Source organism: Pseudomonas sp. NFPP04 (assembly GCF_900113815.1).
Taxonomy (GTDB): domain Bacteria; phylum Pseudomonadota; class Gammaproteobacteria; order Pseudomonadales; family Pseudomonadaceae; genus Aquipseudomonas; species Aquipseudomonas extremorientalis.
The window spans coordinates 175,913-191,148 of sequence record NZ_FOQS01000010.1; the positions used below are offsets into that span (position 1 = coordinate 175,913).

General features: G+C 60.7%; 13 protein-coding genes and 4 tRNA genes. 12 read left to right on the top strand and 5 right to left on the bottom strand.

Annotated elements, in window-relative coordinates; all coding sequences use genetic code 11:
* Positions 1 to 80: 80 nt before the first annotated feature.
* Both BM017_RS21005 and BM017_RS21010 read left to right on the top strand, forming a co-directional pair.
* A complete protein-coding gene (locus BM017_RS21005; protein WP_092247966.1) occupies positions 81 to 1,013 on the top strand; it encodes an ABC transporter ATP-binding protein in 933 nt (310 codons plus the stop codon).
* The gene (locus BM017_RS21010; protein ID WP_025858807.1) at positions 1,010 to 1,789 is read left to right on the top strand and encodes an ABC transporter permease; all 780 of its coding nucleotides are present in this window, start codon (positions 1,010 to 1,012) and stop codon (positions 1,787 to 1,789) included. The genes BM017_RS21005 and BM017_RS21010 overlap by 4 nt, the downstream gene beginning before the upstream one ends.
* 58 nt (positions 1,790 to 1,847) lie before the next feature.
* Here BM017_RS21010 and BM017_RS21015 read toward each other — a convergent pair whose 3' ends face one another.
* Positions 1,848 to 2,387 carry a TetR/AcrR family transcriptional regulator gene (locus tag BM017_RS21015; protein ID WP_092247969.1) on the bottom strand — a complete coding sequence of 180 codons (540 nt, stop codon included), beginning with the start codon at positions 2,385 to 2,387 and terminating at the stop codon, positions 1,848 to 1,850.
* A gap of 91 nt (positions 2,388 to 2,478) precedes the next feature.
* On the opposite strand from BM017_RS21015, the gene BM017_RS21020 reads away from it, so the two are divergent.
* From BM017_RS21020 to BM017_RS21030, 3 genes are all read left to right on the top strand, one after another.
* The gene (locus BM017_RS21020; protein WP_092247972.1) at positions 2,479 to 3,672 is read left to right on the top strand and encodes an MFS transporter; all 1,194 of its coding nucleotides are present in this window, start codon (positions 2,479 to 2,481) and stop codon (positions 3,670 to 3,672) included.
* 123 nt (positions 3,673 to 3,795) lie between these two features.
* Positions 3,796 to 4,944, top strand: a complete 1,149-nt coding sequence (locus tag BM017_RS21025) for a TDT family transporter (protein WP_092247975.1) — start codon at positions 3,796 to 3,798, stop codon at positions 4,942 to 4,944.
* Positions 4,945 to 5,001: 57 nt separating this feature from the next.
* Positions 5,002 to 6,870 (top strand): MFS transporter, encoded by a 1,869-nt coding sequence (locus BM017_RS21030; RefSeq protein WP_092247978.1) that lies wholly within the window; start codon positions 5,002 to 5,004, stop codon positions 6,868 to 6,870.
* 109 nt (positions 6,871 to 6,979) lie between these two features.
* On the opposite strand, the gene sugE is transcribed toward BM017_RS21030, so the two are convergent.
* From sugE to rdgC, 3 genes are all read right to left on the bottom strand, one after another.
* Positions 6,980 to 7,294: a quaternary ammonium compound efflux SMR transporter SugE gene (gene sugE, locus BM017_RS21035; protein ID WP_071492250.1), complete on the bottom strand. Its 315-nt coding sequence runs from the start codon at positions 7,292 to 7,294 to the stop codon at positions 6,980 to 6,982.
* A gap of 106 nt (positions 7,295 to 7,400) precedes the next feature.
* On the bottom strand, positions 7,401 to 8,366 hold the full coding sequence (locus tag BM017_RS21040; protein WP_071492251.1) for a bile acid:sodium symporter family protein: 966 nt from the start codon (positions 8,364 to 8,366) through the stop codon (positions 7,401 to 7,403).
* 138 nt (positions 8,367 to 8,504) lie between these two features.
* Entirely contained in the window at positions 8,505 to 9,425 is a 921-nt protein-coding gene (gene rdgC, locus BM017_RS21045) for a recombination-associated protein RdgC (protein ID WP_065901389.1), read from the bottom strand.
* 159 nt (positions 9,426 to 9,584) lie between these two features.
* Between rdgC and BM017_RS21050 the strand changes: the two genes are divergently transcribed.
* The 7 genes from BM017_RS21050 (at position 9,585) to BM017_RS21080 (ending at position 15,035) form a co-directional block, all read left to right on the top strand.
* Positions 9,585 to 9,660, top strand: a tRNA-Val gene (locus tag BM017_RS21050).
* A 19-nt stretch (positions 9,661 to 9,679) separates the two neighbouring features.
* Positions 9,680 to 9,756: transfer RNA gene (locus tag BM017_RS21055), tRNA-Asp, on the top strand.
* A gap of 176 nt (positions 9,757 to 9,932) precedes the next feature.
* A tRNA-Val gene (locus BM017_RS21060) sits at positions 9,933 to 10,008 on the top strand.
* 19 nt (positions 10,009 to 10,027) lie between these two features.
* A tRNA-Asp gene (locus BM017_RS21065) sits at positions 10,028 to 10,104 on the top strand.
* Positions 10,105 to 10,407: 303 nt separating this feature from the next.
* The gene (locus tag BM017_RS21070; RefSeq protein WP_092247981.1) at positions 10,408 to 11,991 is read left to right on the top strand and encodes a BCCT family transporter; all 1,584 of its coding nucleotides are present in this window, start codon (positions 10,408 to 10,410) and stop codon (positions 11,989 to 11,991) included.
* 27 nt (positions 11,992 to 12,018) lie between these two features.
* Positions 12,019 to 14,025: a CocE/NonD family hydrolase gene (locus BM017_RS21075; protein WP_092247984.1), complete on the top strand. Its 2,007-nt coding sequence runs from the start codon at positions 12,019 to 12,021 to the stop codon at positions 14,023 to 14,025.
* Positions 14,026 to 14,108: 83 nt separating this feature from the next.
* On the top strand, positions 14,109 to 15,035 hold the full coding sequence (locus BM017_RS21080; protein ID WP_058427309.1) for a LysR substrate-binding domain-containing protein: 927 nt from the start codon (positions 14,109 to 14,111) through the stop codon (positions 15,033 to 15,035).
* 12 nt (positions 15,036 to 15,047) lie between these two features.
* Here BM017_RS21080 and BM017_RS29405 read toward each other — a convergent pair whose 3' ends face one another.
* Positions 15,048 to 15,170, bottom strand: a complete 123-nt coding sequence (locus BM017_RS29405; RefSeq protein WP_256572963.1) for a hypothetical protein — start codon at positions 15,168 to 15,170, stop codon at positions 15,048 to 15,050.
* Positions 15,171 to 15,236 lie beyond the last annotated feature (66 nt).

Sequence of the window (15,236 nt, forward strand, 5' to 3'; positions counted from 1 at the left end):
TTGTCATGCGCCGCCGTTGAACTACCTGGGCTGCGCCCCCATCTACTCTTTCTATTCCCTTCTTTGGTGCGTATTCCGATATGAGTTCCGCTCTGTCCATCCGGCAGCTAACCAAAACCTACGGCAACGGTTTCCAGGCCCTGAGTGGTATCGATCTGGACGTTGCCGAAGGTGACTTCTTCGCCTTGCTCGGCCCCAACGGTGCCGGCAAATCCACCACCATCGGTATCCTCTCCACCCTGGTCAACAAGACCAGCGGCACGGTGAATATCTTCGGCCACGACCTGGACAAATCCCCGGCGGCGCTCAAGCGCTCCATCGGCGTGGTGCCCCAGGAATTCAACTTCAACCAGTTCGAAAAGACCTTCGATATCGTGGTGACCCAGGCGGGCTACTACGGCATCCCGGCGAAAATCGCCAAGGAACGCGCCGAGCAGTACCTGACCCAACTGGGCCTGTGGGACAAGCGCGATGTGCCTTCGCGTTCACTCTCCGGTGGCATGAAGCGTCGCCTGATGATCGCCCGCGCACTGGTGCATGAACCGCGCCTGCTGATCCTCGATGAGCCCACCGCGGGCGTGGACATTGAGCTGCGCCGCTCGATGTGGACCTTCCTCACCGAGCTGAACGAGAAGGGCATCACCATCATCCTCACCACCCATTACCTGGAAGAGGCTGAGCAACTGTGCCGCAACATCGGCATCATCGACCACGGCACCATCGTCGAGAACACCAGCATGCGCAACCTGCTAGGCCAGCTGCATGTGGAAACCTTCCTGCTCGACCTGAAGAGCAACCTGTCGGTAGCGCCACAGTTGCTCGGCTACCCGAGCCGCCTGGTGGACAGCCACACCCTGGAAGTGCAGGTGGACAAGGCCGTGGGCATCACCGCGTTGTTCACGCAGTTGGCGACCCAGAACATCGAAGTACTGAGCCTGCGGAATAAAACCAATCGCCTTGAGGAGCTGTTCGTGTCCCTGGTGGAGAAAAATCTGACGAAGGTGGCGGTATGAGTTCCGAACTGCAACCCAACCTTGTCGCACTGCAAACCATCGTCTACCGCGAAGTGAAGCGCTTTACCCGGATCTGGCCGCAGACCCTGCTGCCGCCGGCGATCACTATGGTCCTGTACTTCGTGATCTTCGGGAACCTGATCGGCCGGCAGATCGGCGACATGGGTGGCTTCACCTACATGGAGTACATCGTGCCGGGCCTGATCATGATGTCGGTGATCACCAACTCCTACGGCAACGTGGTCTCGAGTTTCTTCGGCAGCAAGTTCCAGCGTTCCATCGAGGAACTGATGGTGTCGCCGGTGTCGCCCCATACCATCCTGATCGGCTACACCCTGGGCGGTGTGCTGCGGGGCCTGATGGTCGGCGTGATCGTGACTTTGCTGTCGCTGTTCTTCACCCACCTGCAGGTGCATCACCTTGGGGTCACCATCCTGGTGGTGGTACTGACGGCGACGATCTTCTCGCTGCTGGGCTTCATCAACGCGGTGTTTGCGCGCAACTTCGATGATATCTCGATCATCCCGACGTTCGTGCTCACGCCGCTGACCTACCTGGGCGGGGTGTTCTACTCCATCACCTTACTGCCGCCGTTCTGGCAGACCGTGTCGCTGGCCAACCCGGTGCTGCACATGGTCAACGCCTTCCGCTACGGCATTTTGGGTGTGTCGGATATCAAGATCAGCGTGGCGATCACGTTCATGTTGATTGCCACCGTGGTGCTGTATATCGGTTGTGCACGGTTGCTGGTGAGTGGGCGCGGGATGCGTACGTAAACGCGGTCAAAAATGTGGGAGGGGGTTTGCCCCCTCCCACATTTGTATTTGAGTAATGTCAGGCTTTCAGTGCCAGTTCGATCAGCCCGTGCAGCTCTTCAACCGTCAGCGGCGCGTTTGAGAACAGAATGCGAAACACCGTCGGCGCTGCGATCAGGTTGATCAGATGGTCCACGTTCGGTGGCATCTCGTCCGGATAGCGCTCGATAATCGCCTGAAACTGCCCGCTCAGAATGCTCACGCAGTACCCCGGCGTGATCAAGCACTGCAAGTCGCGCATCATGTTGCGACCCGGTTCCGAACTCATTTCATCCAGGTACTGCTCGGCCCAGGCCTGCAGGTCGCCGCGCAGGCTGCCGGTGTTGGCCGGCTCGCTGTCGGGGCGCATGCGTGCCAGTGCCACGTCCGCCAACAGCACGGACAGATCGCCCCAGCGTCGGTAGATGGTGGAGGGCGTAACCCCCGCGCGCGCCGCAATCATCGGCACGGTGACGCTGGAGCGCTCATGGGTTTCCAGCAGTTCGCGCACCGCGTTGTGCACTGATTCTTGGACCCGGGCACTGCGGCCCCCCGGGCGAAGGCCTTCTTTAATCGCCATGCTGGTGACCTTAACACAAAGAATTTGCTTTAAGCGCTGGCCGGTAGCACACTCTGCAAAAGCAAAATATTAGCTTTAGCGGAGCGTGCGTATGTCCAGTCCTGTTTCCCATCGTTCCAGCCTGGTGTTCCTCGCGATCACCTTGCTGACCTTCCTGGCCGCTTCGAGTGCGCCGACGCCGTTGTATCACCTGTATCAGGAGGGCCTGCATTTTTCGGCAGGCATGCTCACGCTGATCTTCGGGGTCTACGCCCTGAGCCTGCTGGCGGCACTGCTGACCTTTGGCTCATTGTCGGACCACCTAGGGCGCAAGCCGGTGATTTTTGCTGCGCTGCTTCTGAATATGTTGGCGATGTTGCTGTTTATCAATGAAGGCAGCGTGACCTGGTTGATTGCCGCCCGTACCCTGCAAGGGTTTGCCACCGGCATGGCCACCGCCGTGCTGGGCGCGGCATTGCTCGACACCGACCGCCAGCAGGGCCCGCTGGTCAACAGCGTGGCGCCGCTTCTGGGCATGGCCTGCGGGGCGATGGGTAGCAGTCTGCTGGTGGAGTACGCGCCGTTGCCGACCCAGTTGATCTACTGGGCGCTGCTGGCCTTGATGCTGTTGCAGGCCCTCTACGTATGGCGTTTGCCGGAGACCGTGAGCCGCATCCCCGGCGCGCTGGCGTCGCTGCGCCCGACGTTGCACGTACCGCCCCAGGCGCGCCGGGCATTGTGGCTGTCGTTGCCGGTGGATATCGCCGTCTGGGCAATGGGCGGGTTCTACCTGTCCCTTGCGCCATCGCTGGTGCGTGCGGCCACCGGCTCCACTTCAAACCTGATCGGTGGCGGCCTGGTGGCCGTGCTGACCCTGAGCGGCGCACTGATGATCTTTACCCTGCGCAATCGTGCGGCCGACAAGGTGCTGCGTCTGGGCGCCGGCTTGCTCGCCATCGGCGTGACGCTGATCCTCACCGCCGTGCACAGCGCCAGCCTGGCACTGTTCTTCATCGCTACCCTGATCGCCGGCAGCGGCTTTGGTGCGGGTTTTCTCGGCGCCTTGCGCAGTGTGGTGCCACTGGCCTTGCCCCATGAACGTGCGGGGCTGATGTCGGCGTTTTATGTGCTCAGCTACCTGGCGTTCTGTTTGCCTTCATTGCTGGCAGGCAACCTGATTCGCAGCTTTGGCCTGATCGCCACCACCGACGGCTACGGCGCGGTCCTCATCCTGCTGGCGCTCGGCGCACTCGTCGCATTGTTGTGGCAGGATTCAGCGCGGGTGCGGGTGACCACGGACAGCTGACGGTAATGGTTACTGCGCATATATTGGTAAAACAGATAACAGTTAGAGATATTACCCGTTATATAGATATTCGATCAGGTTCTATGATGGCCTCAACCTCATACGAGAAAGAGGCACGCCATCATGCCCTGCACGAATACCCTCAGCTACAAACCCTTCAGTCACTTGGCCCGTCCACGGGAAGTGATTCGCCAGTTCACCCCCAACTGGTTTGCCGCGACCATGGGCACCGGCGTACTGGCGCTGGCTCTGGCGCAACTGCCGGTCAACCTGCCAGGTTTGCACGCCATCGCCGAAGCGCTGTGGTTGTTCACTATCGGCCTGTTCGTGTTGTTCAGCGTGCTGTATGCGGCCCGTTGGGTAATGTTCTTCCACGAGGCGCGGCGGATTTTCGGGCACTCCACGGTGTCGATGTTCTTCGGCACGATTCCCATGGGCCTTGCGACGATTCTCAATGGTTTGCTGCTGTTCGGCTTGCCGCGTTGGGGCAGCGACGTGATACCGCTGGCCGAGGCCTTGTGGTGGCTGGACGTGGCCATGGCCATGGCCTGTGGCGTACTCATCCCGTTCATGATGTTCACCCGCCAGGAACACAGCATCGACCAGATGACCGCCGTGTGGCTGCTGCCCGTGGTTGCCGCCGAAGTCGCTGCCGCCAGCGGTGGCCTGCTGGCGCCGCACTTGGCAGATGCGCATTCGCAACTGGTGATGCTGGTGACCAGCTACGTGCTGTGGGCGTTTTCGCTGCCGGTGGCGTTCAGCATCCTGACCATCCTGGTGCTGCGCATGGCCTTGCATAAACTGCCCCATGCCAATATGGCCGCGTCGAGTTGGCTGGCCCTGGGGCCCATCGGCACCGGTGCGCTGGGCATGCTGCTGCTGGGGGGCGATGCGCCGGCGATCTTCGCGGCCAACGGCTTGCCGGGAGTGGGTGAAATGGCCAACGGCCTGGGGCTGGTGGCCGGTATTACCCTGTGGGGCTTCGGCCTGTGGTGGATGCTGATCGCAGTGTTGATCACCCTGCGTTATCTGCGCGCAGGCATCCCGTTCAACCTGGGCTGGTGGGGCTTCACCTTTCCGTTGGGGGTGTACGCGCTGGCCACGTTGAAGTTGGCGAGCCTGTTGCACCTGGGTTTCTTCAGCGTCTTCGGCAGTGTGCTGGTGATGGCGCTGGCGCTGATGTGGCTGATCGTCGCCAAGCGCACGGTGCAGGGTGCCTATAAAGGTGAGCTTTTTGTTTCGCCGTGCATTGCGGGACTAGGGAATAAGTAAGCGGAGTTAGGTAAAGTCGTGGCCTGATAACTATTAGGCCACGCAGGAACACGGACGATGAGCCACCCCTCGCAATTCACCTTGCTGCGCACACGGCGTTTCCTGCCGTTTTTCATCACCCAGTTGCTGGGCGCGTTCAACGACAACATCTTCAAGCAATCGCTGATCCTCGCCATTCTCTACAAGCTCACCATCGACGGCGACCGTTCCATCTGGGTCAACCTTTGCGCCTTGCTGTTTATCCTGCCGTTCTTCCTGTTCTCGGCGCTGGCCGGGCAGTTTGGCGAGAAATTCAACAAGGATGCGTTGATCCGCGCGATCAAGATCGGCGAGATCGTGATCATGGCCGTGGGCGCCACCGGTTTCCTGTTCAATCACCTGGAATTGATGCTGCTGGCACTGTTTGCCATGGGGACCCACTCGGCGCTGTTCGGGCCGGTGAAGTACTCGATCATGCCCCAAGCCCTGCATGAAGATGAGCTGGTGGGCGGCAACGGCCTGGTGGAAATGGGCACGTTCCTGGCGATCCTGGCCGGCACCATTGGCGCCGGGATCATGATGTCGTCCACCCATTATGCGCCGGTGGTGGCAGCGGCGATTGTCGGCGTGGCGGTGTTGGGTTACCTGGCCAGTCGCAGTATTCCCCGGGCGGCGGCGTCGACCCCGGGGTTGCGCCTGAACTGGAACATTTTCAGCGAATCCTGGGCCACCCTGCGCCTGGGTCTGGGGCAGACGCCGGCCGTTTCGCGTTCCATTGTCGGCAACTCGTGGTTCTGGTTTATCGGTGCGATCTACCTGACGCAGATCCCGGCCTACGCCAAGGAATGGTTGTACGGCGACGAGACCGTGGTGACGCTGATCCTGACGGTGTTCTCTGTCGGCATCGCACTGGGCTCGATGCTTTGCGAAAAGCTTTCCGGGCGCAAGGTGGAAATCGGCCTGGTGCCGTTCGGTTCATTCGGCCTGACGGTGTTCGGCCTGTTGCTGTGGTGGCACTCCGGCGGCTTCCCGCAGAACGTGCAGGCCAACGACTGGCTCGCCGTGCTCAGCTACGGTCAGGCCTGGTGGGTGTTGTTCGATATCCTCGGTTTGGGTGTGTTCGGCGGCTTCTATATCGTGCCGCTGTATGCGCTGATCCAGTCGCGCACCGCCGAGAACGAACGCGCGCGCGTCATCGCCGCCAACAACATTCTCAATGCGCTGTTCATGGTGGTTTCGGCAATCGTGTCGATCCTGCTGCTCAGCGTGGCCAAGCTGTCGATTCCCGAGCTGTTCCTGGTGGTGTCGTTGCTCAACATCGCGGTCAACGCCTACATCTTCAAGATCGTCCCCGAGTTCACCATGCGTTTCATGATCTGGCTGCTCAGTCATTCCATGTACCGTGTGGAGCATCGCAACCTGGAGGCGATTCCGGATGAAGGCGCGGCGTTGCTGGTGTGCAACCATGTGTCGTTCGTCGATGCGCTGTTGATTGGCGGCGCGGTGCGTCGGCCGATTCGCTTTGTCATGTACTACAAGATCTACCGCTTGCCGGTGCTCAACTTTATCTTTCGTACCGCCGGGGCGATTCCGATTGCGGGGCGTCACGAAGATATCCAGATCTACGAAAAGGCCTTCACGCGGATTGCGCAGTACCTGAAGGAAGGGGAATTGGTGTGCATCTTCCCGGAGGGCAAGTTGACCGCCGATGGCGAGATGAACGAATTCCGCGGTGGCGTGACGCGCATCCTGGAAGAGACGGTGGTGCCGGTGATTCCGATGGCGTTGCAGGGGTTGTGGGGGAGTTTTTTCAGCCGCGATCCGAACAAGGGCTTCTTTCATCGGATCTGGTCGCGAGTGGTGTTGGTGGCGGGGGAGCCGGTGGAGGGGCCGACGCCTGCGAGGTTGCAGGAGGTGGTAGGCGGGTTGCGGGGGAGTGTCAGGTAGTTTTGGTTTTGGCTGTACCGGCCCTATCGGGGGCAAGCCCCCTCCCACCTTTGATGTGTGAACACAGTCAACATGTGGGAGGGGGCTTGCCCCCGATTGCGGTAGTGGCTCAGGTGCTGAGCTTGAGGCCGATAAGCCCGCAGATGATCAACGCCACACTGGCCAAGCGGAACAACGCCATGGACTCACCAAACAGGATAATCCCCGCAATCACAGTGCCCACGGCACCCACACCGGTCCAGATCGCATAGGCGGTGCCCAGCGGCAGTTCCTTCATGGCCAGCCCCAGCAGACCGAGGCTGATGGCCATGGCGGCAATCGTCAGGGCGGTGGGCAACGGCTTGCTGAAACCGTCGGTGTACTTCAGGCCGACGGCCCAGCCGACTTCGAACAACCCGGCAAAGAACAGAATGATCCAGGACATGGTGATTCCCCTTCTATAGATGGGGTCGTCCCCGGATTCTGCGCTATGGAGCGTCGCAGGGTCGTCCCCGCGAAGCTCGGTAGAGTGCCGAAAAGTGCCCGGCTGATCAAGTTTGCGGCGTGTTCTCCAGCACGCGACGGTCTTCCTTTTCGCTCATGCGGCGGAAGTAGGTCGACAGCAACGCCCCGGAAATATTGTGCCAGACGCTGAACAGTGCACTGGGCACGGCCGCCAACGGCGAAAAATGCGCACTGGCCAGCGCGGCGCCCAGCCCGGAGTTCTGCATGCCCACTTCCAGCGCCAGCGACTTGCGCTGTGCCAACGGCAACTTGAACACACGGCCGGTGAAGTAACCCAGCAGGTAACCGAAGCTGTTGTGCAGCATCACCACCGCCATGATCAGCAGGCCCGACTCGGCGATCTTCGCCTGGCTGGCGGCAACCACCGCCGCGACGATGATCACGATGCTCACCACCGACACCAGTGGCAGCACGTCGACCGCATGGCGGACCCTCTCACCGAGCACGCGTTGCGCCAGTACGCCGAGCACGATCGGCAGCAGCACCACTTGCAGGATCGACCAGAACAACTCCATGAACGACACCGGCAGCCAGGCCGACGCCAGCAGCCAGATCAATGCTGGCGTCAGCAGTGGGGCGAGGAGGGTGGTGACGGCGGCGATGGCCACCGACAACGCCAGGTCGCCACGGGCCAGCCAGGTCATTACGTTGGACGATGTGCCGCTTGGGCAGCAACCGACGAGGATCACGCCGACGGCAATTTCCGGTGGCAGGTGGAAGGCCTGGCACAGCAGCCATGCCACACCCGGCATGATCACAAAGTGCGCGACCACGCCCAGGGCGACGCGCCAGGGATGGCGGGCGACCTCGGCGAAGTCATCGAGTTTGAGGGTCAGCCCCATGCCGAACATCACCAGGCCCAGCAGAGGGACGATGGCGCTTTTCAGGCCGATGAACCAACCAGGTTCGAGGAAAGCGACGACGGCGAAAATCAACACCCAATAGGCGAAGGTATTGCCGACGAAGCGGCTCAAGGCGGCGAGAGCACGCATGGGATGTCCTTTTTTGTTGGTTTCGATCAAATGTGGGAGGGGGCTTGCCCCCGATTGCAGTCTGTCAGTCATAGGTGTTTTAACTGACAGAATGCAATCGGGTGCAAGCCCCCTCCCACATTTTGAATTTCACACGGTTTAGATACCCTGCGGGGTCTCTTCACCACCCAGTGCTTCAACCAGCGCCGGCAGGAAGTCGCCGAACGTCAGCATCATCAGGGTAAAGCTTGCGTCCAGCTGGCCCAGGGCTTCTTCACCGCCGTCCTGTTCCGCCTGGTCTTGCAGCAGGTCTTCGAACTTCAGGCGCTTGACAGTCATCTTGTCGTCGAGCATGAAGGACAGCTTGTCCTGCCAGGCCAGGGACAGTTGGGTCACGACTTTGCCGGTGGTCAGGTGCAGCTGGATCTCTTCGCCGGTCAGGTCCTGGCGCTTGCAGCGCACGATGCCGCCGTCTTCGTGGGTGTCGCGCAGTTCGCACTCGTCGAGGACGAAGAAGTCATCGGCCGGCTTCTGGGTGGTGACCCAGTCGGTCATGATCGCCGTCGGTGCTGTCTTCACGGTCAGCGGACGCACCGGCAGGGTGCCGATCACTTCACGCAGGGTCGACAGCAGGTCTTCGGCGCGTTTCGGGCTGGCGGAGTTGACCAGGATCAGGCCCTGCTTTGGCGCGATGGCGGCGAAGGTCGACGAACGACGGATGAAGGCGCGGGGCAGGAAGGCCTGGATGATTTCATCCTTGATCTGGTCGCGTTCCTTCTTGTAGACCTTGCGCATTTGCTCGGCCTCGATCTCTTCGACTTTCTCTTTAAGTGCGTCACGCACCACGCTGCCCGGCAGGATACGTTCTTCCTTGCGCGCGGCGATCAGCAGGAAGTCGCCGCTGACGTGAACCAGGGGAGCGTCTTCACCTTTACCAAACGGCGCGACGAAACCGTAAGTGGTCAACTCCTGGCTAGCACAAGGGCGCGCCAGCTTGGTGGCCATGGCCGCTTCCAACGCCTCGGCATCAACAGGCAGATCTTGGGTCAGGCGATAGATAAGCAGGTTCTTGAACCACATGGGGTGAGTCTCTCCTTTATACAAAGGGGGGCATTATTGTCTTGATAACGTCCCAGGCCAACCCTGCCTAAGCCATTGGAAGCTATCAAAAAAAAGATTTAAGAAAGTGCTTGCCAGACTTAAGGTCGCTCCGTAGAATGCGCGCCACACCGAAACGAAGGGTGATTAGCTCAGCTGGGAGAGCGTCTGCCTTACAAGCAGAATGTCGGCGGTTCGATCCCGTCATCACCCACCATTCGCTTCAAGTGTTACGCGCAGCGGTAGTTCAGTCGGTTAGAATACCGGCCTGTCACGCCGGGGGTCGCGGGTTCGAGTCCCGTCCGCTGCGCCATATTCGGTCACCTGGAACGCTGAACGCCAGGTCACCACAGGAAGCCCGCTTAATTGCGGGCTTTTCTTTGCCCGGAATATGGCAAAAAATCGCAAGCAGAACTTTTTTTAAATAAATTGCATTTAAATCAAGACATTACGATTTTTTGGTGTATGATGCGCCCACACCGAAACGAAGGGTGATTAGCTCAGCTGGGAGAGCGTCTGCCTTACAAGCAGAATGTCGGCGGTTCGATCCCGTCATCACCCACCATTCGCTTCAAGTGTTACGCGCAGCGGTAGTTCAGTCGGTTAGAATACCGGCCTGTCACGCCGGGGGTCGCGGGTTCGAGTCCCGTCCGCTGCGCCATATTCGGTCACCTGGAACACTGAACGCCAGGTCACCCCAGGAAGCCCGCTCATTGAGCGGGCTTTTTTTCGTCCGCGATTTGACCTCCCTTGCCTTGACGTTGTGCACTGCCTATTCGCCCTGAACTGTGCTGGTGCGTCATGACGTGAGGGAATACCCCCATGCACATTGGTCGATTGCGTCCCTTGCGGCTTAAACGTTTATCTATAGCCACGCGAAGACTTCCAGGCGAGTCATCGGCAGCAGGAGGCTGCGGTGCCCGCTCTCCAACATAAAAATAGTCTGCAAGGGGAATGGCTCTAGATGAAATATCCACTGCGTCCGTTGGTGTTCTGGCCAACTTTCCTGATCCTGCTGGCGGCGGTGATCGCCAGCTACATTGACCTGAATGCGTTCCTGGCGATCAGCAAACAGCTCAACAACCTGATCCTCAAAAACTTTTCCTGGCTGTTCAGCGCCGGCTCGTTTGCCATGGTGGTGCTGACCGCCATCGTCTACTTCTCCGCGCTGGGCAAGGTGCGTATCGGCGGTGAAGATGCGCAGCCTTTGCTGAGCAAATGGCGCTGGTTCATGGTGGCGTTGTGCACCACGCTGGCGGTGGGTGTGCTGTTCTGGACCACCGCCGAACCGCTCTACCACTTGTACGGCCCACCCACCAGCCTGCCGATTGAGCCCGGCAGTGCGGCGGCGAAGAGCTTTGCCATGTCGACGATGTTCCTGCACTGGACCATCACGCCCTACGCGATCTACCTGGTGCCTTCGCTGGTGTTTGCCCTGGTGTTCTACAACCGCCGCAGCCGTTTCTCCATCGGCGCCATGCTTGAGCCGTTGCTCGGCGAAGTGCGTGTTCGGCGCTATGCCGGGCTGATCGACACCCTGGCGATGTTCGCCCTGGTCGCCGGTATGGCCTCGTCCCTGGGCACTGGCGCGCTGACCCTGGCCGGTGGCCTGGCCCAATACATCGGCGGTGAAACCACGCCGTTCCGCCTGGCCATCATCATTGCAATCATCGTCATCACCTTTGTCGCCTCGGCCGCCAGTGGCTTGCAAAAAGGCATTGTGATGCTGTCTTCGTTCAATACCTGGATCATGCTGGCCCTGGGACTGTTCGTGCTGTTGTGCGGGCCGACCTTGTACATGTTCAGCCTCGGCGTCGAATCCCTCGGCGTCTACCTCGACACCTTCTTCAGCCGCAGCCTGTTCACCGGTGCTGCCAGTGGCGACACCTGGCCGCACAGTTGGACGGTGTTCTACTGGTCGGTGTGGTTTGCCTGGGCGCCGGTGAGCGCGCTGTTCCTCGGCAAGATCGGACGTGGCTATACCGTGCGCGAGTTCATCCACATCAACATGCTCTACCCGGCGTTGTTCACGGCGGTGTGGATCTGCATCTTCTCCGGCACCAGCCTGTATTTCGATGCGCTGGGCGACGGCAGCCTCAACCGTGTGCTCAACGAACAGGGCGTGGAACACGTGCTGTACCAGATGTTCCAGCAACTGCCAGCCAGCGGCCTGATGATCGCGTTCCTGCTGTTCGTGGCGTTCATCTCCTTTGTGACCGCGGCAGACTCCAGCACCGACGTGATTGCCAACCTGTGCAGCAAGGGCGTGACTGCCGATTCCGACCTCGACGGCAACCCGCTGTTGAAGATTGTCTGGGGCCTGATCATCGGGACGGTGTCGTGGGTGATGGTCGCGTTTGTCGGGGTGGACGGGGTGAAGATGCTCTCTAACCTCGGCGGTTTGCCGGGCATGATCCTGGTGTTGCTGGCCAGTACCTCGCTGATCTTCTGGTTGAAAAACCCCGCCTTGCTGGACGTGAAACGCCTTCAGCGGACACCTGAAACGGAACTGCGTGGCGCCGGCCCTGTGCCCGATTTCGCCCGCTGATCGATTGAACTGCTGTTGGAGTTACTGATGGAAATCGTTACTGAATTTTCTTACACCGTGCGAGAAATCGAGCACTGCCTGATCCCCTTGAGGGACGGCACCCAACTGGCCGCACGCATCTGGCTGCCGGAAGTCGCCGACCCGCAGACCTTCCCGGCGATCCTGGAATACCTGCCATACCGCAAGCGCGATGGCACCGCCGTGCGTGATGCGTTGACCCACCCGTGGATGGCGGGGCAGGGCTATGTGTGTGTTCGCGTCGATATGCGTGGCAATGGTGAGTCCCAGGGCCTGATGGCCGATGAATATCTGTTGCAGGAACAGGAAGACGCCCTTGAAGTGATCGATTGGCTGTGCCGCCAGTCTTGGTGCGATGGCAACGTCGGCATGATGGGCATCTCCTGGGGCGGCTTCAACGGCCTGCAAGTCGCGGCACGCCAACCCGAGGCGCTGAAGGCGATCATCACGCTGTGTTCCACCGATGACCGCTTTGCCGACGACATCCACTACAAGGGCGGCAACCTGCTGATGGAGAACTTCGGTTGGGCCGCCACCATGCTCAACTTCAGCGCTGCGGTGCCCGATCCGCTGTTGGTCGAGGACTGGAAGAGCCTCTGGCACCAACGCCTGGACGCCATGCCGTTGCTCGCCGAAACCTGGCTGCAGCACCAGACCCGCGATGACTACTGGCGCCATGGCTCGGTGTGCGAGGGCTATGCGCAAATCAAGGCTGCGGTGTATGCGGTGGGCGGCTGGGGCGATGCCTACCGCAATACCGTGTCGCGCCTGATGGAAAACCTGCCGGGGCCGAAGAAGGCCATGCTCGGCCCGTGGATTCATAAATACCCGCATTTCGCGGTGCCCAATCCGGCCATCGGCTTTCTGCAGGAGGCCAAGCGTTGGTGGGATCACTGGCTCAAAGGTGTGGATAACGGCGTGATGGATGACGCGGCGTGCACCTTTTACCTACAGGATATTCTGCCGCCGAAGGGCAGTTATGCCGAACGGCCGGGCGTCTGGGTACAGACCGCCGGCTGGCCGGACCCTCAGGTGCGATGGGCCGATTTCAGCCTGGGCGAACATGGCCTGAATCCTGGGCCTCAGCCTTTGCTCACGACGCGCAGCATTTGCTCGCCGCTGACCACGGGCCTGCACCAGGGCGAATACTGCGCCATCTGGTTTGGCCCGGACGGCCCGACGGATCAGCGCCGTGATGACGCCCACTCGCTGTGCTTCGATTCCCAACCGCTGACCGAGCCATTGGCGTTGCTGGGCGATGCTCGCCTCAAGCTGCGCCTGGCGAGTGACACGGCCTGCGGCCAATTGGTCGCCCGGCTGAATGCCGTGGCACCGGACGGGCAGGTGACGCAGATCAGTTATGGCGTGCTTAATCTCACGCTGCGTGAAGACTTCTCCCGCGTAACACCGGTAGTCCCGGGTGAACCGATGGATGTGCATCTAAACCTCGATCACATCGGCATGCGCCTGCCGGCCGGTTACCGTCTGCGCCTGGCCCTGAGTACTGCGAGCTTCCCGTTGCTGTGGCCGAGTCGCGAGCTCACGACGTTGACCTTGCTGCCGGCCCTGCAAAGCCTGCAACTGCCAGTGTTCACCGGTGCGGCGGTGGACTGCCCGTTCGAGGCGCCGCAATCGGCGACGCCGGTGGCGATGGAAGTCCTACGCGCCGCTGCGCCGAAACGCACCCTGATCGAAGATGTGGGCAGTGGCGAAGTCTGCGTGAAGATCGAAGACGACCTGGGCGCGGTACGGTTTACCGATCACGGCTTGTCGGTGGACCAGCGTTGCACCGAGCAATATCGCACCTTGCCTTGGGACCCGCTGTCGACGCGGGCGGATATCGAATGGCACTACCGCGTCGGCCGTGACCAGTGGACCGTGGAGGTGGAAAGCCATTTGAGCGTGCACGCCGATGCCGAGTGGTTCTACATCGAAGCGGAGCAGACCGCCTGGGAACAGGGCCAGTTGGAACATCGTCGGCAATGGAGCAAGCGCGTGGCGAGGGTCGCGCTGTAAGCGGGCAACTGGCAGGATGCTTGCCATCGTGATCGCTGCGGGCCTGGGGCAACTCGGGCTCGCCATTGCCAATGGAACTGTTCATGTCGCGCCGAAACGTCGATCTTCCACCGCTCAACTGCTTGCAGACGTTCGAAGCGGCTGCCCGCCATTTGAGCTTTACCCAGGCCGCCCATGAACTGAACCTGACCCAGAGCGCGGTCAGCCGTCAGGTCAAGCGCCTTGAAGAGGACCTGGCCCGCCCGCTGTTTTATCGACTGGCCCAGGGCCTGAGCCTGACGCCCGCCGGTGTGCGTTACTTCCGTACCATCCAGCGTCTGTTGCGCGAGCTCGATCGCGAGTCCGCCGAGTTGCGTCGGCGTGGCGCCGACCGCCAGTTGACCCTGGCCAGCACCCCCACCATCAGTACGATCTGGCTCGCCGGCCTGTTACCGCAATTCCAGCGCGAACACCCGGACCTGGACATTCGCATCCTGTGCAGCGAAAGCCCCAGCCATCTGGACGTCAGTGAATATGACCTGGGCCTGTTCTATCACCTGGATGAACTGGCCGCGCCCCATGGCCTCGAGCTCTCGCCGGTGTTCGACAGCGAGCAGGTCATCACCGTGTGCAGCCCGGTCTACCTCGAACACCACGGCCCGATTCGCGATATACACCATTTGCTGCATGCCCACACCTTGCTGATCGTGGAGGACCACTACCACGATTGGCTGACCTGGGCCGATTGGTTCACCGATGCCGGTGCCGACTATTACACCCCGCGCCACGCGTTGCGGACCAACAGCTATCAACTGCTGATGCAGTCGGCGGTGATGGGCCACGGCGTCGCACTGGGCTGGAAGAGTCTGCTGGAAGACGATCTGGCGTCCGGGCGCCTGCAAATGGCCTTGCCTCATACCATGCACAGCCGGGGCCGCCTGCATCTGATGCAACCCCACCACCGCAACCCGCCGTCGGCTGCGCGCAGTTTTCGTCAATGGTTACTGGCCAAGGCTGCCGAGGTCGAGTGATCTGGCTGAAGGTCAACGTTGGCCGGTTTTTTTCTTGCGGGTCTGACGCGTCGCCAAGTGCTCGAAACAAAAAGACGCGGTGCCGAACACTGCAATCAGGGTGAGTACGAGCATGCCGAGGGTTGAGCTTTCCACGGTGGTTTCCTACAGGTGATGGAGTAGGTCTTCACGGTAGAGGCGGGGCGAAAGCGGCTCAATAGA

Coding starts and splice junctions, on each gene's coding strand:
- BM017_RS21005 (WP_092247966.1), top strand. CDS start 81: ATGAGTTCCGCTCTGTCCATCCGGCAGCTAACCAAAACCTACGGCAAC.
- BM017_RS21010 (WP_025858807.1), top strand. CDS start 1,010: ATGAGTTCCGAACTGCAACCCAACCTTGTCGCACTGCAAACCATCGTC.
- BM017_RS21015 (WP_092247969.1), bottom strand. CDS start 2,387: ATGGCGATTAAAGAAGGCCTTCGCCCGGGGGGCCGCAGTGCCCGGGTC.
- BM017_RS21020 (WP_092247972.1), top strand. CDS start 2,479: ATGTCCAGTCCTGTTTCCCATCGTTCCAGCCTGGTGTTCCTCGCGATC.
- BM017_RS21025 (WP_092247975.1), top strand. CDS start 3,796: ATGCCCTGCACGAATACCCTCAGCTACAAACCCTTCAGTCACTTGGCC.
- BM017_RS21030 (WP_092247978.1), top strand. CDS start 5,002: ATGAGCCACCCCTCGCAATTCACCTTGCTGCGCACACGGCGTTTCCTG.
- sugE (WP_071492250.1), bottom strand. CDS start 7,294: ATGTCCTGGATCATTCTGTTCTTTGCCGGGTTGTTCGAAGTCGGCTGG.
- BM017_RS21040 (WP_071492251.1), bottom strand. CDS start 8,366: ATGCGTGCTCTCGCCGCCTTGAGCCGCTTCGTCGGCAATACCTTCGCC.
- rdgC (WP_065901389.1), bottom strand. CDS start 9,425: ATGTGGTTCAAGAACCTGCTTATCTATCGCCTGACCCAAGATCTGCCT.
- BM017_RS21070 (WP_092247981.1), top strand. CDS start 10,408: ATGAAATATCCACTGCGTCCGTTGGTGTTCTGGCCAACTTTCCTGATC.
- BM017_RS21075 (WP_092247984.1), top strand. CDS start 12,019: ATGGAAATCGTTACTGAATTTTCTTACACCGTGCGAGAAATCGAGCAC.
- BM017_RS21080 (WP_058427309.1), top strand. CDS start 14,109: ATGTCGCGCCGAAACGTCGATCTTCCACCGCTCAACTGCTTGCAGACG.